This window comes from Rhizobium sp. SRDI969, from assembly GCF_025152725.1.
In the GTDB taxonomy this organism is placed as follows: domain Bacteria; phylum Pseudomonadota; class Alphaproteobacteria; order Rhizobiales; family Rhizobiaceae; genus Rhizobium; species Rhizobium leguminosarum_I.
In genome coordinates, this window is sequence record NZ_CP104035.1 from 3060102 (window position 1) to 3080213 (window position 20112).

Annotated in this window: 18 protein-coding genes; 8 read left to right on the plus strand and 10 right to left on the minus strand. The window is 60.3% G+C overall.

The features are described from left to right. Positions 1 to 44 precede the first annotated feature (44 nt). The 5 genes from N2A41_RS15400 to N2A41_RS15420 all read right to left on the minus strand — a co-directional run bounded on the left by N2A41_RS15400 (position 45) and on the right by N2A41_RS15420 (position 7105). Positions 45 to 827, minus strand: coding sequence for a carbohydrate ABC transporter permease (locus N2A41_RS15400; RefSeq protein WP_050561851.1), 783 nt, complete (start codon positions 825 to 827; stop codon positions 45 to 47). A gap of 95 nt (positions 828 to 922) precedes the next feature. Beyond that, positions 923 to 1816 (minus strand): carbohydrate ABC transporter permease, encoded by an 894-nt coding sequence (locus N2A41_RS15405; protein ID WP_017965380.1) that lies wholly within the window; start codon positions 1814 to 1816, stop codon positions 923 to 925. Between the two features lie 66 nt (positions 1817 to 1882). Continuing rightward, a complete protein-coding gene (locus tag N2A41_RS15410; RefSeq protein ID WP_260109170.1) occupies positions 1883 to 3142 on the minus strand; it encodes a hypothetical protein in 1260 nt (419 codons plus the stop codon). A 76-nt stretch (positions 3143 to 3218) separates the two neighbouring features. Next, positions 3219 to 4313 (minus strand): ABC transporter ATP-binding protein, encoded by a 1095-nt coding sequence (locus tag N2A41_RS15415; protein WP_260109171.1) that lies wholly within the window; start codon positions 4311 to 4313, stop codon positions 3219 to 3221. Between the two features lie 47 nt (positions 4314 to 4360). Then, on the minus strand, positions 4361 to 7105 hold the full coding sequence (locus N2A41_RS15420) for a glycoside hydrolase family 2 protein (protein WP_260109172.1): 2745 nt from the start codon (positions 7103 to 7105) through the stop codon (positions 4361 to 4363). Between the two features lie 178 nt (positions 7106 to 7283). Between N2A41_RS15420 and N2A41_RS15425 the strand changes: the two genes are divergently transcribed. Then, complete coding sequence (locus N2A41_RS15425; RefSeq protein ID WP_260109173.1) at positions 7284 to 8279, plus strand: LacI family DNA-binding transcriptional regulator; 996 nt, start codon at positions 7284 to 7286, stop codon at positions 8277 to 8279. 31 nt (positions 8280 to 8310) lie between these two features. Here the strand turns inward: N2A41_RS15425 and N2A41_RS15430 are convergent, their stop codons facing one another. From N2A41_RS15430 to N2A41_RS15440, 3 genes are all read right to left on the minus strand, one after another. Continuing rightward, on the minus strand, positions 8311 to 9441 hold the full coding sequence (locus N2A41_RS15430) for a DUF2333 family protein (RefSeq protein WP_260109174.1): 1131 nt from the start codon (positions 9439 to 9441) through the stop codon (positions 8311 to 8313). A gap of 150 nt (positions 9442 to 9591) precedes the next feature. Then, positions 9592 to 10665: a hypothetical protein gene (locus tag N2A41_RS15435; RefSeq protein ID WP_260109175.1), complete on the minus strand. Its 1074-nt coding sequence runs from the start codon at positions 10663 to 10665 to the stop codon at positions 9592 to 9594. A gap of 74 nt (positions 10666 to 10739) precedes the next feature. Further along, positions 10740 to 11342, minus strand: coding sequence for a thymidine kinase (locus N2A41_RS15440; RefSeq protein WP_260109176.1), 603 nt, complete (start codon positions 11340 to 11342; stop codon positions 10740 to 10742). A 236-nt stretch (positions 11343 to 11578) separates the two neighbouring features. Here N2A41_RS15440 and N2A41_RS15445 point away from each other — a divergent pair, with 236 nt between their 5' ends. The 6 genes from N2A41_RS15445 to N2A41_RS15470 all read left to right on the plus strand — a co-directional run bounded on the left by N2A41_RS15445 (position 11579) and on the right by N2A41_RS15470 (position 17400). After that, positions 11579 to 12535, plus strand: coding sequence for a choline ABC transporter substrate-binding protein (locus tag N2A41_RS15445; RefSeq protein WP_260109177.1), 957 nt, complete (start codon positions 11579 to 11581; stop codon positions 12533 to 12535). Positions 12536 to 12607: 72 nt separating this feature from the next. Beyond that, positions 12608 to 13453, plus strand: a complete 846-nt coding sequence (gene choW / locus N2A41_RS15450; protein WP_064247862.1) for a choline ABC transporter permease subunit — start codon at positions 12608 to 12610, stop codon at positions 13451 to 13453. Next, positions 13450 to 14502: a choline ABC transporter ATP-binding protein gene (choV, locus tag N2A41_RS15455; RefSeq protein WP_222246773.1), complete on the plus strand. Its 1053-nt coding sequence runs from the start codon at positions 13450 to 13452 to the stop codon at positions 14500 to 14502. Before choW ends, choV begins: the two co-directional genes overlap by 4 nt. 31 nt (positions 14503 to 14533) lie before the next feature. After that, positions 14534 to 15283, plus strand: a complete 750-nt coding sequence (locus tag N2A41_RS15460; RefSeq protein WP_260109178.1) for a HugZ family pyridoxamine 5'-phosphate oxidase — start codon at positions 14534 to 14536, stop codon at positions 15281 to 15283. Positions 15284 to 15398: 115 nt separating this feature from the next. Further along, on the plus strand, positions 15399 to 15716 hold the full coding sequence (locus N2A41_RS15465) for an ArsR/SmtB family transcription factor (protein WP_260109179.1): 318 nt from the start codon (positions 15399 to 15401) through the stop codon (positions 15714 to 15716). Positions 15717 to 16074: 358 nt separating this feature from the next. Next, on the plus strand, positions 16075 to 17400 hold the full coding sequence (locus N2A41_RS15470) for an aspartate aminotransferase family protein (RefSeq protein WP_003561419.1): 1326 nt from the start codon (positions 16075 to 16077) through the stop codon (positions 17398 to 17400). A gap of 186 nt (positions 17401 to 17586) precedes the next feature. Here the strand turns inward: N2A41_RS15470 and N2A41_RS15475 are convergent, their stop codons facing one another. Both N2A41_RS15475 and N2A41_RS15480 read right to left on the minus strand, forming a co-directional pair. Beyond that, positions 17587 to 18501 (minus strand): HD-GYP domain-containing protein, encoded by a 915-nt coding sequence (locus N2A41_RS15475; RefSeq protein WP_222386602.1) that lies wholly within the window; start codon positions 18499 to 18501, stop codon positions 17587 to 17589. Between the two features lie 88 nt (positions 18502 to 18589). Next, complete coding sequence (locus tag N2A41_RS15480; RefSeq protein WP_162116413.1) at positions 18590 to 18967, minus strand: hypothetical protein; 378 nt, start codon at positions 18965 to 18967, stop codon at positions 18590 to 18592. Between the two features lie 23 nt (positions 18968 to 18990). Here N2A41_RS15480 and N2A41_RS15485 point away from each other — a divergent pair, with 23 nt between their 5' ends. Next, positions 18991 to 20094: a branched-chain amino acid ABC transporter substrate-binding protein gene (locus tag N2A41_RS15485; RefSeq protein ID WP_162116484.1), complete on the plus strand. Its 1104-nt coding sequence runs from the start codon at positions 18991 to 18993 to the stop codon at positions 20092 to 20094. Positions 20095 to 20112 lie beyond the last annotated feature (18 nt).

A 20112-nucleotide genomic window follows, 5' to 3' on the forward strand; every position in this document is an offset into this window, starting at 1 on the left:
GCGGCGCTCTAGGGTGTTATTACAGAAATGCCCACGAAGCCCCATTATCCCTTTATTCCGGCGGAGAGCATGATGGCGCGCGTGACCTGCTTCTGAAAGAGGAGGTAGAGTATGGCGACGGGAAGACCGGCCAATACCGCCGCAGCCATGTCCTTGGCAAAGCGCACGCCGAAGACGTCCTTCACCTGGGTGATGCCGACGGGAATGGTGATTGTGGCGTCCGAAGTCGCGACCAGGAACGGCCATAGGAAATTGTTCCATGCCGCGATAAAGGTCGTGATACCAAGCGCGATGATCACGCCCCAGTTCATCGGCACATAGATCTTCCATAACGTTCGCAAATGGCCCGCATTGTCGAGCATCGCCGCCTCGCGGAATTCCTTCGGGATCTGGTCGAAGAACTGTTTGAGGATGATAATGACCGATGGCACCACGAGTTGCGGCATGATGATGCCGCCCCAGCTATTGATCAGCCCGAATGAGTTCATCAGCACGAAATGGTTGATGATAAGCGCCTCCGCCGGGACCATCACCGAGGCAATCAGCGCGCCGTAGATCAGGCGGCGGCCGGGAAAGTGAATTTGGCTCAAGGCATAGGCACAGCAGACGCTGGCTGCCAGCACCACCAACGCAATGATCGTCGATGTGCCGACCGAGTTGATATACCATTGCACGATACTGGAGCGGTCGATCACGTAGAGATAGGGCTCGATCGTCGGTTCTTTAGGTAACAACCCGGATGCTGGGCTCGCCACCTCAGTGTCGGATTTCAGCGAAGTCACGATCGCCCAGTAAAGCGGGAAGAACCAGATCAGCGCCCCGAGCACGGCCAGAGCAGTCAGCGCGCGGCCGCTCCAATTGCTTGCGGCAATGCTACCGTTCGTCCGCGCCAGAGCCGCTTGTTGATCGGTTGCCAGAACGCTCATTTTTCACCTCGCGCCCGCAGGAACTGATATTGGAAAACGGAGGCAATCAGGATGATGATGAACAGTATGGTAGCGACGGCTGCACCTTCTCCACCCTTGTTCTGCTTGAAGGCGAGGTCGTAGATGACGGTCATGACCACGGATTGCGCGTCAGCCGGCGTGTGGGCGAAATAGCCGAGCAGATACGGCTGCGAAAAAATCTTGAACTGCGCAATCAGCTGCAGCGTCAGCACCAACGCTGTCACCGGCCAGATCAGCGGCCAGGTTATCTTTGAGAACACCCGCCAGCGGCTGGCATTGTCGAGCGCCGCCGCTTCGTAGATGTCGGACGAAATGCTGCGCAAGGCGGCAAGAAACAGAAGAATGTTGAAACCGATCGTCCACCAGATCGTGACGACGGCGACGGAGGGCATGAAATAGGTCGGCGAACGCAGCACCGGCAGCGGGCGGCCGCCGGTAAACAGGCCGATGACATTCTGGATGACGCCATATTGCATGTTTGCGATCCAGGTCCAGATCTGGGTCACCACCGATACCGGCAGAATGGAAGGCAGAAAAAAGCACGCCAGGACCAACATCTGTATGCGCCCGGTCAGACGATTGACCCCCATGGCAACGAACAGCGCCAGAGACGTGCCGGGAATGACGGTCAGAACGATGAAGTACAGCGTGTTCAGAAGCGCCTTCTGAAATTGAGGCGAATAGAGTTGGCGCGCGTAATTGTCGAGGCCGACCCACTCGCCGGGACCGATCAGCGGCGCATTGGTGAAGCTCATCGCCACCATGCGCCACGTCGGATAGGCAAAGATCACCAGAAACGCGATGACGGCCGGTGCGACCAGCAGCGCTGCAATCAGGCTGTCCTGCTTCTTGTTGCTGACTGCAGCCATCTATCACCTGCCTCGGTTATGCGATCCCGGGCCAGGAACTGCCCCGGGGACTGTTGAAGGAAAACGTCACTGAGAGTTCATATGATCGCGGAACGTCTCCAGTGTCTCCTTCAGATCGCCGTCGCCGTTCAGCGGTCCGGACGCCATGTTCTGCCAGTCGTCGTCGAACTTGGACGCAGCGCCGGTGAGCGGCGTCTTCGGCATATAGAAGGCGTTGAGCGCCATGGCGGCATAGTCCGCTTGCGGCTTGAGCGCCTTATAGGCGTCAGACGTGCTGACCGGCAAATAAGCCGGGATATGGCCGGCGCCGGCCCATTCCAGTGAGTTCACATTCATCCATCTGATGACTTCGAGAACTGCGGCACGCTTTTCCGGCGTCATGGTCACGCCGACATTGTTGGGCATGACAAACGAGTGCGAGTCCGCCCAGTTGGCAGGCTTGCCCATCCAGGCGGGAATGTTCACCATGCCGTAATCGAAGCCGCTGCCCTTGGCCACTTCGGTTTCCATGGTCGGCAGCTCCCAGTTGCCGTTCAAGAAGAAGGCGGATTGTCCGGCCAGGAAGGTCGGAGTGATGGTTTCAGGGTCGATATAGGGCTGCGCCCAGCCTTGCTTCACCCAATTGGTGATCTCGCCATAGGCCTTTTGCATCTTGTCGAAATTGTCGCCCTGCAGGAATTTGCCATCGGTGGTCAATTGACCGCCCAATTGGCCGAACAAAGTATAGATGTCGCGCAAATCGCCGCTGGACGACGCGATGACGACGCCGTTCTTGCCGGCTTCCTTGGCCTTGGCCAACAGCGCCCGCCAGCCTTCCAGCGTATCGATGCCGGTCGGCTTGCCGTCCTTGCCCAATGCTCCAAGTTCCTTCAGTACATTCTTGTTGTAGTAGAGCACCTCGCCGTGCACGTCGAACGGTACGGCGTAGCGCATATTGTCGACCGTCGAGGCGGCGATTGCATTCGGCGGATAGTCGCTGTCCTTCAAACCGACAGCCTGAAGCTCCTTCGGATCGATTGGCGACACGGTCTTGGCCGAAACCGCACCGGCCAGGCGCGACAGGTGGTAGGTGGCGATGTCAGGTCCCTGGCCGACAGCAGTTGATGTCTGCAGCTTGGTGTAATAAGGGATGCCCCATTCGAGGGTGGTGCCCTTGATTTGGATCTTGTCCTTATGTTCGTCGTTGAAGCGCTGAATCAGCGCCTTCATTCGCACGCCGTCGCCTCCCGACAAAAAGTCCCACCAAACGACATTTTCGGCTGCAAATGCCGGGAAGGCAATCATGACGGCGAACGCCGCAATCGATGTTTTCAACAGGTTACGCATTCTCACTCCTCCAGAATGATCGGTTTTCCTGCCGGGACCTCCTTCGGAGGGCGGCCTTGCTGTCTCGCGCCGCAGCCTAGCCGGCCGCGTGATAACCTTTGCCCATTTCATCAAACAGCATCGCCGTCGCTCCTTCGACGGCAAACGCGATTTCGGAACCACCACGGGCCGTGGTGATTGGGGCGTCAACGCCGACGACCTGCGTCCCGTCGGCGAGTTCGGCGTGGACCAGAGAGCGGTCGCCCATCTGCTGCACTGTGACGACTTTGCCCCTTAGCGTGCCGTGCGGCGAGACCGTCAGGCTCTCCGGCCGCAAGCCAAGCGTGAGGTTGGCACCAGGCAAACTGTCGAACGGAACCGAGGTTTGCAGCCCGACGCCGCCGCCGGTTGTGACAATCGCGCCGTCCAGACCGCTCTCAATCCGTGCCGCCGGCAGGAAGTTCATCGGCGGCGAGCCGACGAACTGGGCAACGTAGCGGGTGCTGGGGCGGGCATAAATATCCATGGGCGCGCCGACCTGCTCGATCCTTCCTTTGTTCAGAAGGACAATCCGGGTCGCCAGCGTCATTGCCTCGGCCTGATCATGGGTTACGAAAACCATCGTGGCGCCAAGACGATCATGCAGCTGCGACAGTTCGAAACGGGTGCGTGTACGCAGGCCGGCGTCCAGGTTCGACAGGGGTTCGTCAAAGAGGAAGACTTTTGGCTCACGCACGATGGCGCGGCCAATCGCAACGCGTTGGCGCTGGCCGCCGGACAGATGCGCCGGCTTGCGGTCGAGGAGATGGTCCATCTCCAGCATCCTGGCCGCCGTCGCAATGCGGGTTGCAATCTCGGCTTTCGGCGTACCGACATTGACCAGTCCAAAGGCAAGATTTTCTCGCACGCTCATATGCGGATAGAGCGCATAGGACTGGAACACCATGGATACCTCACGCTGGCCGGGGGCAAGCTGGTCGACACGGCGCCCGCCGATCCAGATTTCGCCGCCCGAAACCGTCTCCAGCCCGGCGATCATGCGCAGAAGGGTGGACTTGCCACAGCCGGAAGCGCCCAGGAAGACGATGAACTCGCCGCTGTCTATCCCGAGCGAGATGTCGTTGAGCACTTCCACCGCCCCAAAACTCTTGGAAACGTTGCGGATGTTCACGCCTGCATCTGTCTTGGCCACCTAAACCTCCTCCCGGTCATGTGCGGCGGTTCAATTCTACAAACGGCCTATCCCGCGGCGGCCGTCTCGATGATGCAATCAAGCAAGGTCGCTGCGACCGGATCGGCGCCCGCGGGTTCGCGCATCAGGCCGAAGGTCGTCGCCACGATACGACCTGAGCCGACCCGCCGTTCGGCAATGGTCGCGCAGGGCTTGTGAATCCAGCCCGCCATCGTGCCGGCATGGACCAGCCCATCGAAATGGATCGGTCGGAAGCCGGTGATGACGCGGTTGGGGTTGACGCCGACAAAGGATAGGTCGGTGAGCGGGCCGCCCGGCAGACGTTCAAATACCCCGGAACGCTTCACCCAGCTGAAGCCGGTGACCCAGTTACCCTTCCAGATGGTGCCGTTGCGTTCGGTGACGCGCATCTGCGGCATGGGCTGCCCGCGATCGCCTCCGGTCGGATAATTCCAGTTTGGCTGATCATTGCGCAGATTGCCAAACGACAGGAGCGCAACATCGGCCAGCGACACGTAATGGGCGCCGTGCTCCAGGGCATCGATATCGGCCTGGCTCAATGTCGAGACAACCCGCACATGCGCCTTGTCGGCGTTTACGACCTCATAGCCAAGGGAGGTCAGATATTGCGCGATCTCGGGCTCTGCCGACGAAACCGAACGCACAGTTTTGGACCGTCGGGCATAGACGCTGATATCGAGGCTGTTGCGCGCCAGCTCGTTGTCGCCGGCGGTCAGCGTGAACTGGACACTGGCCTGATTGCCGGCTTTTTCTGCGGCGAAGGATAGATCAATTGCTGGCAGGCGGCACACTGACGTCGCATCCACCGCTTCGACCGCCATCTTGCCAGCAGCTGCGCCATCGACACTCCAGCCCAATTCGGTCGCTGGCAGCGCCTTGCCGCCCGTCGAGATTTCGAGCTCGATGCTGGCCGTGTCGCCCGCCCAGACCGCATAGCGCTGCATGCGCGGCACGATGACCACGTCGGTGTTAATCTCATGGAAACGGTTGTGATAGGCGCGCGTATTGCGCTCCATGTCCATGAGGCCATTGGCTTCCCAGTGCAGATCGGTCAGCTCGGTGATGACATAGCCCTGGATCGAGGCATGGCGGCGCATTTCTTCGATCTCGAACTTGAGGGCATTGAACTGATGCCATTGCGTGTCCTCGATGAAGGAGTCGAAGGACGGAAAAACCTTGTCGAACTGAAAGGTGCGGAAGCGCTGCTCGACACCATGCGGATAGGTCGCACCTTCGCTGTCCCACTCCAGTCCGTTGCTGAACCAGAACGGCTCCTTGCCGTCCTGCAGCAGCTTGTCTGGACGCGGCAGGCCCCAGACGCCGAACTCGGAGACGACGAGCGGCTCGTCGCCGCGCCGTTTCGCATCGCCGTCCGGCGAATAGGACCAGTCGGGCCGCTTGGCGAAGGCCGAAACCCAATCGGCCCACTCGCGCGCCATTTCCGGAACCGAGGCGTAATAGTGGTAATCATCGATGTCGGAGACGACATGGAAGTTTGGAATGCAGGCGGAATTGTCCACCACCAGCCGTGTCGGGTCCTTCTTTTTCAGCCAATGGTAGGCGTTGTCCAGCCAGCTCCGCTGATCGGCGCTTTCGACAAGACGCGTCCCCCAGTCTTCGTTGATGATGGTCCAGATCACGATAGAGGGATGGTTGCTGTCGCGGCGCAGGATCCCTTCCATCGTATCGAGCAGGCGCTGCGCCGACTTCTCGGTGAACGTCTGGACGTTGGGGATTTCCGTCCAGACCAGCAGGCCAAAGCGGTCAGCCACATCATAGTAGCGCGGATCGGGAACCTTGATATGGCAGCGCAGGAGGTTGAGGCCAAGCTCCTTCGATTTACGCGCCTGGTCTTCCAGAAACTCCAGTGACGGCGGCGTGTAGATGCCCTCGGGATAGTAATCCTGATCCAGCGCGCCGCGCATGTAGAATGGCTGGCCGTTCAGGAAAAACTTTCCATCTCTCGCTTCAAACGTCCGAAAGCCGAAATCCTGGACGTCGGCATCGATGACGACGTCGCCCTGACGCAGTTCGACGACAGCCCGGTAAAGCGCGGGATCATCGAGCGACCAGGCCTCGACCTTGGCGACCTTGAGCGCGACGGAGGCGTGTGCCGCGCCGTTGAGAGCAAGCTCGGCGGACGCCGCCACCGCGCCATTGCGGTCGAGAAGCCTAATGTTCAACGCACCAGTGAAGGCCGCGGCCAGTTCGACATCAACCGTCACGCCGCCGGTGGAGAGGTCGGCGCGAATGCCCTGGTGAGCGATATGCGCCTCGGAGCGGCACTCCAGCCAGACCGACTGCCAGATGCCGCCCAACATACCGTACCAGCTCTGCTTGCCGTGCGGGATTTCATCGAATGGAAAGTCGGGGAAAGCCTGTCCGTCAGAACTCGGCAGCGTGACCCGTACGTCAAGACGCATTTCACCGCCCAGCAGATCGGCGGGGATGACAAATTCAAACGGCAGATAGCCGCCTTCGTGAGAGCCAAGGTGCCTGCCATTGACCGACACTTCGGCGAAATAGTTCACCGCGCCGAAATGCACGATCACCTGACGACCTTGCCATTTCTGCGGCACGGTAAGCGTGCGCGAATAAGTTGCCACGCCCGCAGCGGCGCGTAGATCCGGAAGGTACGCCTGCCAAGGAGCGGGCACGGCAATCGTCGCGGGCTCGTGTCCCTGCAGCTGAAAGTCCCAGGTCCCGTCGAGAGAGAGGCGCGCACGCGGCCCGGAATGGGTGTCGGCGAAACGGCGGGAGGCGATGGTCATGAGCCGCAAGCTTTCCAGTTGGATGTAGTCACAAAATAAGTTACAGATAGGTTTCGTAACTCAAAAATGTAACTCCCGCAAGCCCGCCGCTTCACATTGTCCGTTAGATTTTCTAACGTGCATGCCAACTGTCTGAGAGAGAAACTGCGTGAACGACAAAATAACGAAACGACCGACAATGTCCGACATCGCTGCAAAGGTCGGCGTTTCGCATGCGACGGTTTCACTGGTGCTGAACGAGGCGCCCGGCAAGCGCGTTTCCGAGAAGATGCGTAGTCATGTGCTGGCTGTGGCCGAGGAGCTTGGCTATCAGAAGACCAGGCCCGTCAATGGCCCGATCGGCGGCATCATCGTGCTTTTGATCGACGATCTGATGGCTTCGCATCACGCCGCGCCGCTGATTGAAGGCGTGCGTGAGGCAGCAGAAGAACGGGGCTTGGCGGCGATCACCGTCGTTACCGGCGGACAGGTCGAATTCGCAGAGGTCATTCTCGACTATCTGGGCCGGCGTCAGATCGTCGGAGTGGTCTACGCCACCCTCATCACCCAGTTGGCGCCAGTGCTGCCCTCCAAACTTGCCAACTACCCGACCGTGCTCTTGAACTGCCATCAGCAGCGGGCCGAATTCTCGTCGATCATTCCTGGCGATCTTGCCGGCGGTTTTGCGGCGACGGAGACACTAATCAAGGCCGGACATCGCCGCATAGCCATGATCGACGCGGGCAAGGAGCGGCTTGAAGCGTCCCGAGATCGTTTAAGCGGTTACCGCCAGGCGCTCACCACCTACGATATCGCGGTGGATCCAGAGCTGATTGTGTCCGGCGCCTGGTCGCTCGACCTCGGGCGCGAGAAAATGCTGCAGTTGCTCGACCTGCCATCCCCGCCGACTGCGGTATTCTGTTTTTCAGACCGGGTGGCGATGGGTGCCTATGATGCAATCAGAATAAGAGGCTTGAAAATCCCCGAAGACATTTCCGTCGTCGGCTTCGATGATGACAGCCTTGTCCGAAAAATCCTGCCGCCACTCACCACGTTGAAACTGCCGCACGAGGAGATGGGCCAATGGGCGGTGGCTGAGCTTCTGGAAAAGGTGGCGCAGCCGAAGAGGACACCAGTGCGGCTGAAGATGGAATGCCAGTTAATCCTGCGCGCTTCCATCGCCCCGCCTCGTTAAGGCAAGTGGGGATTCTTCGCGACTTGATGACCTAGCGATCGAGCACCGACCGGATCTCGACGAGGTTTGAGCGCACCCTCAGAATATAAAAGCCCATCGTGGCGAGATGGCTCGGCATGATCCAGCCGTCCTCGCGCCCGTTCGAGATGATCGCCGGCTGGATGCGGAGCGCCGCCTGGAACTGCCGCATGGTCCCGCCCCAGATCGTTCCGAGATTGCGTTCCGCCACCACCTGCGAGAAATCCGCCTGGGCGGCAGCCAAGATCGCGTAGTAGCCATAGAGCTGGCCATAGGCGAACCAGAACCGGTCGTCGGCGCGTGTATCGAACCAGCCGCGATTGTGGTTTTCCGAGCGCTCGGCGAGCATGTCGGAGGTGCCGCCGAGATCGTTGGCAATGCGGTCGATAAACTGCATCAGGTTGTCGGCGCGGCCGTCGAAAATGACATTGCAGAGGGCGAGATCGGTGTTGAACTTGCGCAGGCTGCCGATCGCCGAGCGGTAATAGGAAGGCGTCGGCGTCTTCGGCCCGAAGGGATTGAGCCCGAAATACCAGCTGTTTTCGTCAAACTGCAGATTGCCGCGCGCGCTCTGCAGGTCGTTGTTGATGCCCGATGTGCCGCGCACGCGTCCGAGCGTATCGACAAGCTCCGCCGAAGTCCGCCGGACCGCCTGGTTGACGCCGCGCTGGAACGACGCCTTGTTGTCGAGGAAGGGCGTGTGATCCCAGTCGATGCCGAAGAAGCCCATCTTGTAGAGCAGCATGGAGGAGATCCATGCGTTCTGGTTGACATTGAAATCGGTCAGATCGGCCGCGACGTCGACGATCGCCGAGCGCTGGCAGGTCTTCGGCGCCGTCGCCGCCGCGCCGCCGGCCGCCGGCACGTCCTGCCCGGCTGCGACCTTGCGTTCGGAAAGCCGGTACTCGTCGACGAAGGCGGGGTTGAAATTCGACCAGACCTGCGTCTGCCAGAAGAAATAACCGTAGAGCACGACCAGCAGCGCCACGAACGCGATCACCGGCAGCCGGATCATCCAACTCCGGCGCTGATACCAGCCCTGCGCGGCAAGAAAGGGCCAGAAAGCCCAAGCGAAAAACAGGCGGGCCCAGCGGCCGATCGTCTGGCCGATCAGCCTGAAAAAACCGGCTATCCGGTCAAGCATCGTCGTCTCCTGTCAGGCGAGGCGAACATCGGGACATTGCCGCCCCGCTGCATCCCACATATGCGCTCGATGGGCCGAGCACAACACGAGCCCTTCGATTTTTCGGAATGAAAGCATTGCGCAAGAGGGGTATTGCCCGCGCCCTGCCGGTCAGGAGCGCAGGAGAGGCAGGCGGAAGCGCAAGGACCTGCGCGCCGTATCGATCAGAGGCGCTCCCGATGTTTCCGCCGACGGCTCGGCATAGGTCGGAAACCTTCTTGTGAATTCGAGATCGGCGCGGCTCTTGCGCCGCTCCAGATCCTGGGCGACCAGCATGCCCTTCTCGAACAGCCTGATCGGCGTGGCGATATCGGGAAAGAGTTCCGGTTTGATCCTCGCCTTCATGCCCGGCCTGTCGGTATCGACCTGCGCCTGGTAGATGATCAGCCGCTCCTCGACGTCTATCAACAGCTTGCGCAGCAGCACATTGCAGGCGGCGATCCGGCCGTTCAGCGAATCGACAAAGGCCTGGAACAGGCCGATGAAGCGCTCGCGCCGCTGGCTGTCGTCTCGCATCTCGTGCTCTTCGGCGGAATTTCGCTCGGCCTCCGCCTTCAGCGCCCGCCGTTCCGCCTCCATCTGCTCCCAATGAGCCCTGTTGCCATAGACGCCGATACGGCCCTGCGTGGTCAGCGCCTTGGCATTGAGCTCCTTCATCTTGAGGCGGGCGATATCGATGGAATCGACCAGCCGGCGCCGCTGCTCGACAATATCGACAAGGCTGCGTTCGGCTGCCCTGTGCCGTTCGGTGAGCGAGGCGCGCTGGCCGGCGATCAGCTTGGCGAGCGCGTCCGATTTCGTCAAAAGGTCGAGCAGCCGCTCGATGACCGGCGCCTCGCGCACGCGTTCGGTATACATGCGCCACATCCGCTGGCGCGACACCCAGCCGGCCATCTTCTCACCCAGCGTCAGCCCCCGGAAACTATCGAGATCGGCAGAAACCTCGGCCGTCAGCCGGTCAAGAGAAAAGACCAGCTCGGCCAGCTGGGCGTCGAGCGCCGCAGCATCGGCGATATGGGCCTGGAAGCGGGCATTCTGTTCCAGGAAAACCTCGTCAGCCGACCGCGTTTCCTCGCCGCTGAAGGCGCCGATCGCCGCCACGCAATAGGCTCCTTCGGCCGCAATCCTCTCGGCAAAGCTGCCTACAGCTTCGTACTGGCTATCGAATGGCGGGGGTTTGCGCACCTGATCTCTCCAGGGAATCTCCTGCTCAAGCTAGTCGCTTGCGGCGCTAAAGAAAACAGGCGGCATCGCCGGCTTCAGACCGGCTCGGCGATCCAGGCTCCGTTCATCGCGTCGTCCCAATGCCTGCGGCAGAGCGAGACATATTTCTCGTTGCCGCCGACATCGATCTGGGCGCCTTCGTGCAGTACGTTTCCTTCCGCGCCGAGCCGCACAACCATCGTCGCCTTGCGCCCGCAATGGCAGATCGTGCGCACCTCGCGCATTTCGTCGGCGATCGCCAGCAGTTCCTGCGAGGCCGGAAACAGCTTGCCCTGGAAATCGGTTCTCAGCCCATAGACCATGACAGGGATACCAAGCCTGTCGACGACGCGGGCAAGCTGCCAGACATGGACAGGCGTCATGAAATGCGCCTCGTCGACGAAGATGCAGGAAATCGGCGCGCCTTCGCCGCTCAGCGCCGCGACGAGCCGGAACAGATCCTCATGCGGCTCGAAGGGAATGGCGCTCGCCTCCAAGCCGATCCGCGAGCCGATGACGCCACGGCCGGCGCGCTCGTCGAAGGCGGCGATCAGCTGCACCGTGCGCATGCCGCGCTCCTGGTAATTGTAGGAGGCCTGCAGCAGCATCGTCGACTTGCCGGCGTTCATCGTCGAGTAGTTGAAATAGAGTTTTGCCATCCGATTTCTCCTTAATCGGCTTATTGAAAGCTCGGAATGGCAAAGAAAAGCCCCGAGAGAACGATAATCACAGGAATCCGGCTCGAAAACCGGCGAAAGCCTTGAAAACCAGGCGCTCGGAAAAAATCCGCCGACGTCGCAATCGCATAGGTCGATACGACGCAAACGCGCTGAGGTCGCTTGTCAAACTCGGTTATTGATGGTTGGCTTGGGAACTTAAAGACTGGGAGTCTAAAATGAAAACAACAAGCACGTTCAAACTCGTTACCGCAACTGCCGTCGCCGCCCTCTCCGTTGCGACCGCCGCCTTCGCCGCCGATCCCGACAGCTGCTCCACCGTTCATTTCTCGGACGTCGGCTGGACGGATATCACCGCCACCACCGCCACCGCATCCGTCGTCCTGAAGAGCATCGGCTATCAGACCGACATCAAGGTTCTCTCGGTGCCGGTCACCTACACCTCGCTGAAGAACAAGGACATAGACATCTTCCTCGGCAACTGGATGCCGACACAGGAAAAGGACGTCCGGCCCTATCTCGACGACAAGTCGGTCGAATCTTTCGGCCCCAACCTCGTCGGTGCCAAGTATACGCTCGCAACCAACGCCAAGGGTGCGGAACTCGGCATCAAGGACTTCAAGGACATCGCCGCTCATAAGGACGATCTCGACGGTAAGATCTATGGCATCGAGCCTGGCAATGACGGCAACCGCCTCGTCATGGACATGATCGAAAAGAACACCTTCGGCATGAAAGATCTGGAAGTCGTCGAATCCTCCGAGCAGGGCATGCTCGCCCAGGTCGCGCGCGCCGACAAATCAGGCAAGCCCGTTGTCTTCCTCGGCTGGGAACCCCATCCGATGAACACCAACTTCAAGCTGACCTACCTCACAGGCGGCGACGATATCTTCGGTCCGGATTTTGGCGGCGCCAAGGTCTTCACCAATGTCCGCGCCGGTTATCTCGACGAATGCCCGAATGTCGGCACGATGCTGAAGAACCTGACGTTCTCCCTCGACATGGAGAACCACATCATGGGCAAAATCCTCAACGACGGCAAAGAGCCGGAGGCTGCAGCTTCCGAATGGCTGAAGGCGAACCCCGCAGCACTCGAGCCCTGGCTTAATGGCGTCAAGACCCGCGATGGCAAGGGCGACGCTCTCGCGGCCGCCAAGACCGGCCTCGGCCTCTGACGATACGACCGGGGCGGCTCGCCGCCCCGGTTCATTTTTGTCCGGTTGTTGTTTTTTTGGATGGGCGCGCCGTTGAATTGGATCACCGAATTTAAGATTCCCATTGGCTCCTGGGCCAAATCCTTCGTGGACTGGCTGACCTCGAACGGCGAATGGTTCTTCAACCAGGTCGCCTTCCTGCTGTCGAGCGCCATAGACGGCCTGCTCTTCGTGCTGCAGAAGCCTCATCCGCTGATCGTCATCGCCGCCATCACCGCCATCGCCTTTTGGTTGCGCCGATCGATCGCGGTCGCGGTCTTCACCTGTCTCGGGCTGCTGCTGATCGTGAACCAGGACTATTGGAAGGAAACGACGGAGACGCTCGCCCTCGTGCTCGCCGCCACCTTCGTCTGCATGGTGATCGGCATTCCGCTCGGCATTGCCGCTGCTCGCCGCCCTTGGGTCTATGCGGCCATGCGCCCCGTGCTCGATCTCATGCAAACCATACCGACATTCGTTTATCTGATCCCGGCGCTCATCTTGTTCGGCCTCGGCATGGTGCCAGGCCTGATCGCGACCGTCATCTTCGCAATCCCCGCCCCGATCCGGCTGACGCGCCTCGGCATCATCTCGACGCCGCCGTCCCTCGTCGAAGCCGCCGTCGCTTTCGGCGCGACGCCGATACAGGTGCTACGCAAGATCGAGCTTCCCTTCGCCACGCCGCAGATCATGGCGGGTCTCACCCAGACCATCATGCTGTCGCTGTCGATGGTCGTCATCGCCGCCCTTGTCGGCGCTCCCGGGCTTGGCGTGCCCGTCGTCCGTGCGCTTAACACCGTCAATATCGCCAAGGGCTTCGAGGCGGGCTTCTGCATCGTCATCCTGGCAATCATTCTCGACCGGATGTTCCGCACGGCGGGTGAAGGAGGCGCTGCATGACCGCGGTAAACTTTAACAATGTCAGCATCATCTTCGGCGATCGGCCGGAAACAGCGCTTGCCATGGTCGATCAGGGCAAATCGCGAGACGAAATCGGCGCCGCGACCGGCTTGGTGCTCGGCGTCGCCGATGCCTCACTGACGATCGAGGAAGGCGAGATCCTGGTGCTGATGGGCCTTTCCGGCTCTGGCAAGTCGACGCTGCTGCGCGCCGTCAATGGGCTCGCTCCCGTGGTGCGCGGCGATGTTGCGGTCTCCACGACCACCGGCCCCGTCAACCCCTACAGATGCAATGCCAAGGCGCTGCGCGATTTGCGCACCCACACCGTCTCCATGGTGTTCCAGCAGTTCGCCCTTTTGCCTTGGCGCACGGTCGCCGAAAATGTCGGCTTCGGCCTCGAACTCGCCGGCATGCCGGAAGCCGAACGCAAGCTCCGCGTCGGCGAGCAGCTTGAACTGGTCAACCTGACGAAATGGGCAGGCCGCAAGGTCAACGAGCTTTCCGGCGGCATGCAGCAGCGTGTCGGCCTTGCCCGCGCCTTTGCCACCGGCGCCCCGATCCTGCTCATGGACGAGCCTTTCTCGGCGCTCGATCCATTGATCCGCACCCGCTTGCAGGACGAGCTCCTGGAGTTCCAGCGGCGGTTGAAGAAGACCATTCTTTTCGTCAGCCACGATCTCGACGAGGCCTTCCGCATCGGCAATCGCATCGCCATCATGGAGGGCGGCCGCATCATCCAATGCGGAACTCCGCACGACATCGTCAAGAATCCCGCAGACCAGTATGTCGCCGATTTCGTGCAGAACCTCAATCCGATCAACATGTTGACTGCGGCCGACGTGATGCAGCCCGGCCTTGGCCAGACTGCCGCCGGCATGAGTGTCAGCGCCACGGCTCGTGCCGCGACGCCGCTGATCGATGTCCTCGACGCCCTGGCCCGCCAACCCGGCAGTATCGGCATCGTCGAGAACGGCGCGATTGTCGGTACCATCTCCGCCCAAGATATTGTCGCCGGCCTCACCCGCCATCGCCGCAAGCAGGAAGCTTGATGTTTTCGATGCGCTTTGCCACAAAGCGGATATGAAAGATCCGGCCTCACCCTTACGCGAAACCGACGACGATGCCCGCAAGCTCGCCCGCGTGCTTCTGCGCTCCGCCCGGCACGCGGCGATTGCCGTTCTCGACCCCGAGACCGGCTTTCCCTTTGCCAGTCGCGTGCTGGTCGCCACCGATATCGACGGCGCCCCCGTCATCCTCGTTTCGATGCTATCGGCCCATACGAGGGCGCTTGCCAGAGACCCGCGCGCCTCGCTCCTGACCGGCGAGCCTGGCAAGGGCGATCCCCTCGCCTTTCCGCGTCTGACGACCCAGTGCCTGGCAGAACCCGTCGAGCGCAGCAGTGCATTCTACGAGCGTATCCGCACGCGTTTTCTCGCTCGCCATACCAAGGCGAAGATTTATATCGACTTTCCTGATTTCCTGTTCTTCCGTCTTAAGCCGCAACAGGCCAGCCTCAATGGCGGCTTCGGCCGCGCCTACCAACTCGATGGAAACGATCTCATAATCCAGTCGGCCGCGAATGAGGCAATTGCCACCGAGGCGGAAGAGACAGTGCGAGATTTAGTAGAACGCCATCCCGATGTCGCCGAAGCCCTCGCTATCAGGCTGAAGGCGCCGGAATCGGGTCCTTGGCGCATTTGTGGTATCGATTCCTCAGGTTTTGACATGATTTCCAGCGACTTGCTGCTGCGATACGAGTTCGAAACCCTCGCTGTGGATACCGATCACATTTGTTCAAACATGACTAAAATAGCATACTCGATACCTTAAATTTAGGTATATACAATCTTCGAGCCCAGTTGCTAGTTTTTAGCGTCAGTCAAAATCCCGGCTGACGGCCTGTGCCAGCACGAATGATGTACGTTTCGCATTAGGAAGATAACATATGGAAACCTCTGATTTGGCCGATCACACGAACGTGGCGGCAGCTTTATTGTCGGCCATGGCAAACCCGAAAAGATTGCTGATCCTGTGTAGCCTCGTGAAGGGCGAAGTGGCCGTCGGCGTGCTTGCGACGCAGGTCGGCCTCAGCCAGTCGGCTCTCTCTCAGCACCTGTCGAAACTACGCGCTCAAAAACTGGTCAAGACCCGCCGAGACGCACAAACCATCTATTATTCGAGCACCTCCGAGCCGGTCATGAAGATCCTGGCAACGCTCGAAGACATCTACCTCGTGCAGAAGAGAAACAGATCCGCCGCTTGATGATAGCGCTGACATGAATGTCGGCCGATGCCGTGCGGGAAGGGGATATTCCCCGAGGCCTGGCAACGATATTTCAGCACATGAACCTTATGGCACGACCGGCAAATCTTCCGATTTGCCGGTCGTGCCTTTGAGTGCCCTGGTCGTTCTGCTTCTTTCGCCGGCCGCGAAGGAATTGCAGCCTTATCGCGCTGAAGCGCTCGCCCCGTGATCGATCGACGCAGCTTCAGCCTGCTGTCAGGAGGAGCTTTCGGGACTTTTCCCGTTGACGCCTTGGGAAGCCCTGATAATTTGACCGGGCAGTAAAAATATGGGCGTAAAGCCCCGGGAAAGGGCCGTCACCGGCCAGGAGAACAGCATGTCCAATCGCCTCAATGCACCGAACGATCTTCGCGCCTTCTGGATGCCGTTTACGGCAAATCGCCAGTTCAAGAAGGAGCCGCGTTTGTTCGTCGGCGCCAAGGACATGTACTATACGACCCATGACGGCCGTCAGGTGCTGGACGGAACGGCCGGCCTCTGGTGCGTCAATGCCGGCCACTGCCGCCCGAAGATCACCGAAGCGATCCGCGAGCAGGCCGGCGAGCTCGATTACGCGCCGGCCTTCCAGCTCGGCCATCCCAAGGCCTTCGAACTGGCGAACCGCCTGGTCGACATTGCCCCGGAAGGCCTGAACCACGTTCTCTACACCAATTCGGGTTCGGAATCCGTCGAGACGGCGCTCAAGGTGGCGCTCGCCTATCACCGCGTGAAGGGCAATGGATCACGCTTCCGCCTGATCGGCCGCGAGCGCGGCTATCATGGCGTCAATTTCGGCGGCATCTCCGTCGGCGGCATCGTCACCAACCGCAAGATGTTCGGCACACTTCTGACCGGCGTCGATCACATGCCGCACACCCACCAGCCCGGCAAAAACAACTTCACTCGCGGCGAGCCCGAGCATGGCGGCGACATCGCTACCGAACTCGAGCGTATCGTCACCTTGCATGACGCCTCCACCGTCGCCGCCGTCATCGTCGAGCCGGTGGCGGGTTCCACCGGCGTCTTGATCCCGCCGAAGGGCTACCTGCAAAAGCTGCGCGAGATCTGCACCAAGCATGGCATCCTTCTGATCTTCGACGAGGTCATCACCGGCTTCGGCCGCCTCGGCGCTCCCTTCGCCGCGCAATATTACGACGTCAAGCCTGACATGATCACCGCCGCCAAGGGGCTGACCAACGGCGTCATTCCGATGGGCGCGGTCTTCGTTACCTCCGAGATCCATGATGCCTTCATGAACGGCCCGGAGCACATGATCGAGTTCTTCCACGGCTACACCTATTCCGGCAATCCGATCGCTTCCGCCGCCGCGCTCGCCACGCTCGACACCTACAAGGAGGAGGGCCTGCTGACACGCGCCGCCGAGCTTTCCGACTACTGGGCCGACGCGCTGCATTCGCTGAAGGACTGCCCCAATGTCATCGACATCCGGAACACCGGCCTGATCGGCGCGATCGAACTCGACCCGATCGCCGGCGAGCCCACCAAGCGCGCCTTCACCGCCTTCCTGAAAGCTTATGAAAGCGGCCTGCTGATCCGCACCACCGGCGATATCATCGCGCTCTCACCACCGCTGATCATCGAGAAGCACCATATCGACGAGCTCTTCGGCAAGCTGCGAACCATCCTGCAGAACAACGTCTGAGAAAGCTCTGAGGCTTCCGGCAACAGGGCCTGCGGCGGACCTCCTGTTATAATTCCTTAAGTCGGAGTCGATTTAAGGATAAAATTACGCGGCAATTGAAAGTGTTACAGCGTCCTTTGCGCGTCTGAAAAGACGCGCGGCGCTGGAAGCCCACGCAGGCCCTTTTGTTGCGAAGCCAGATAGATTTCAGCTCACCGCGGCGACGGAAAGGCAGAGGGCGAATTTCTTCAGGAGCCGGCGATCGAATTGCCCTTCGCTGCCAAGCATCCATGTCAGTGATTGGCTCGCGCTCCATGGCGCCTTGTACGGCCGCACGGAGGTCACGGCGTCATAGACGTCGCAAATCGCAGCAAGACGAGCATGGAAGCTCACCTGCGCCTCGGAAAGCCTGCGGGGATAGCCCTTGCCATCGATACGCTCATGATGGTTGAGGCAGACGTCGAGAACGATCTCCGACATGCCTTGTTGGCGCGACAGGATTGCATGCCCCTTTTCCGGATGATCGCGGATCATTTTGATCTCGTCCTCGTCCAGGCGCCCTTCCTTGTTGAGTATCTCAAGCGGAATTTCGAGCTTGCCGACGTCGTGCAGCAATCCTGCCGTGCCGAGCATCTGCACGGTAGTCTCGTCAAGTCCGAGATGACGGCCGAACAGGATCATCAGCGCGCTCACCGAAAGGGAATGCAGAAACGTTGCCTCGTCCTTGGATTTCAGACGCGTAACGCTGAGAAAGACAGTGGGATTGTCATCAATCGACTTGGAGACAGAGGAAATCACCGGCGCCACCTGATCGACGCTGATGCCATCGCCATGCTGGAGCCGGCTGAAGACGCTTTCCAGCACCTGCACGGATTTCTGGATGGTCTCGCGTGCCGCCTTGGTGTCGATCTCGATATTGCCGCCTGGCAGGCCGTCGATGTCGAGGCCTCTGCTGGTGTTGATGACAACACCTTCAATAGCGCTCTTGCGAAGTTTTAGGGCATCGGCTTCACGGCGCAGCAGAAATCTTCGCTTGGACAGAAGAGGGTCATGCCATGCACCCTCGATCGCCTCCACAAACATTCCGTTGCGCACCTGTCTGGCTTCGATACGCTTCAGCATCCAGATCTCAGTTCCTGAAATATCTCTCTGTTTATGACCGACCGTTCTTTTGCATCGCAGCAATATATGCGGGAACAATGGTTCTACTCTAATTGGTAGAATCAAGTGTTAATCTCAAAACAGAATTTGAATATTCGGAAAGACCAAGCGAGCTTCCGCGAAATGCAGCAGGTTCATCGGCGCACCGCGATTGTGCGGGTACCGCCACCCTCGAAACAATCACCAGACGGCGCCAAAATCGACGATTTTGGCAAGACTTCGTGTCGGATCGAGCCGATTTTCGTTCCATTTTGTTATCAACTTGCGCAATCTCACCAAAATTCCTAGAAATCTTGTCGCTGCACCACTCGAGCCAAATATGGCCGGAGGGTGCATTGATCGCGCCGATATCGATCGTTCTTGGCACGGCTCCTGGGCCGTTGAACGATCCGGAAAAGCCGGCGCGACGCTTCATCGCGGGTCGCATGACCCCATCCAAGGAGACAGACAATGACCCTCAAGACATTGACGGCGACCCTCGTCGCGTCACTCGCCTTTGCGCCGCTTGCCCATGCCGATATCACCATCGGCCTGATCGCGCCGCTGACCGGCCCCGTCGCCGCCTATGGCGATCAGGTGAAGAACGGCGCTCAGACGGCCGTCGACGAGATCAACAAGAAGGGCGGGATTCTCGGAGAGAAGGTCGTTCTCGAACTGGCCGACGATGCCGGCGAACCGAAGCAGGGCGTTTCCGCCGCCAACAAGGTCGTCGGCGACGGCATCCGCTTCGTCGTCGGCCCGGTAACCTCGGGCGTCGCCATTCCCGTTTCGGACGTGCTTGCTGAAAACGGCGTGCTGATGGTTACCCCGACCGCGACGGCCCCCGACCTGACCAAGCGCGGTCTCACCAACGTGCTGCGCACCTGCGGCCGCGACGACCAGCAGGCAGAAGTCGCCGCCAAATATGTGCTGAAGAATTTCAAGGACAAGCGCGTCGCCATCGTCAACGACAAGGGCGCCTACGGCAAGGGCCTCGCCGATGCCTTCAAGGCGACGCTGAACGCCGGCGGCATCACCGAAGTCGTCAATGACGCGATCACGCCTGGTGACAAGGATTTCAGCGCGCTCACCACCCGCATCAAGTCCGAGAAGGTCGATGTGGTCTATTTCGGCGGCTACCACCCGGAAGGCGGCTTGCTGGCCCGCCAGCTGCATGACCTCGCCGCCAACGCGACGATCATCGGCGGCGATGGCCTCTCCAACACCGAATTCTGGGCAATCGGCACGGATGCGGCAGCAGGCACGATCTTCACCAACGCTTCGGACGCCACCAAGAGCCCGGATTCCAAGGCCGCAGCCGACGCGCTCGCCGCCAAGAACATCCCGGCCGAGGCCTTCACGCTGAACGCCTATGCCGCCGTCGAGGTGCTGAAGGCCGGCATCGAGAAGGCCGGCAGTGCCGAGGATGCGGAAGCCGTCGCGACCGCGTTGAAGGACGGCAAGGAGATCCCGACTGCCATCGGCAAGGTCACCTACGGCAAGACCGGCGACCTGACCTCGCAGAGCTTCTCGCTCTACAAGTGGGAAGCCGGCAAGATCGTCGCCGCCGAATAAACCATCGCTGACCGTCGA

What these genes read in the sequence shown, in the direction of transcription:
- N2A41_RS15405 (WP_017965380.1), bottom strand. Translation starts at nt 1,816, where the DNA reads ATGGCTGCAGTCAGCAACAAGAAGCAGGACAGCCTGATTGCAGCGCTG.
- N2A41_RS15465 (WP_260109179.1), top strand. Translation starts at nt 15,399, where the DNA reads ATGGAAACCTCTGATTTGGCCGATCACACGAACGTGGCGGCAGCTTTA.
- N2A41_RS15440 (WP_260109176.1), bottom strand. Translation starts at nt 11,342, where the DNA reads ATGGCAAAACTCTATTTCAACTACTCGACGATGAACGCCGGCAAGTCG.
- N2A41_RS15475 (WP_222386602.1), bottom strand. Translation starts at nt 18,501, where the DNA reads ATGCTGAAGCGTATCGAAGCCAGACAGGTGCGCAACGGAATGTTTGTG.
- N2A41_RS15430 (WP_260109174.1), bottom strand. Translation starts at nt 9,441, where the DNA reads ATGCTTGACCGGATAGCCGGTTTTTTCAGGCTGATCGGCCAGACGATC.
- N2A41_RS15410 (WP_260109170.1), bottom strand. Translation starts at nt 3,142, where the DNA reads ATGCGTAACCTGTTGAAAACATCGATTGCGGCGTTCGCCGTCATGATT.
- N2A41_RS15420 (WP_260109172.1), bottom strand. Translation starts at nt 7,105, where the DNA reads ATGACCATCGCCTCCCGCCGTTTCGCCGACACCCATTCCGGGCCGCGT.
- N2A41_RS15460 (WP_260109178.1), top strand. Translation starts at nt 14,534, where the DNA reads ATGAAAGATCCGGCCTCACCCTTACGCGAAACCGACGACGATGCCCGC.
- N2A41_RS15445 (WP_260109177.1), top strand. Translation starts at nt 11,579, where the DNA reads ATGAAAACAACAAGCACGTTCAAACTCGTTACCGCAACTGCCGTCGCC.
- choV (WP_222246773.1), top strand. Translation starts at nt 13,450, where the DNA reads ATGACCGCGGTAAACTTTAACAATGTCAGCATCATCTTCGGCGATCGG.
- N2A41_RS15470 (WP_003561419.1), top strand. Translation starts at nt 16,075, where the DNA reads ATGTCCAATCGCCTCAATGCACCGAACGATCTTCGCGCCTTCTGGATG.
- N2A41_RS15480 (WP_162116413.1), bottom strand. Translation starts at nt 18,967, where the DNA reads ATGCGACCCGCGATGAAGCGTCGCGCCGGCTTTTCCGGATCGTTCAAC.
- N2A41_RS15485 (WP_162116484.1), top strand. Translation starts at nt 18,991, where the DNA reads ATGACCCTCAAGACATTGACGGCGACCCTCGTCGCGTCACTCGCCTTT.
- N2A41_RS15425 (WP_260109173.1), top strand. Translation starts at nt 7,284, where the DNA reads ATGTCCGACATCGCTGCAAAGGTCGGCGTTTCGCATGCGACGGTTTCA.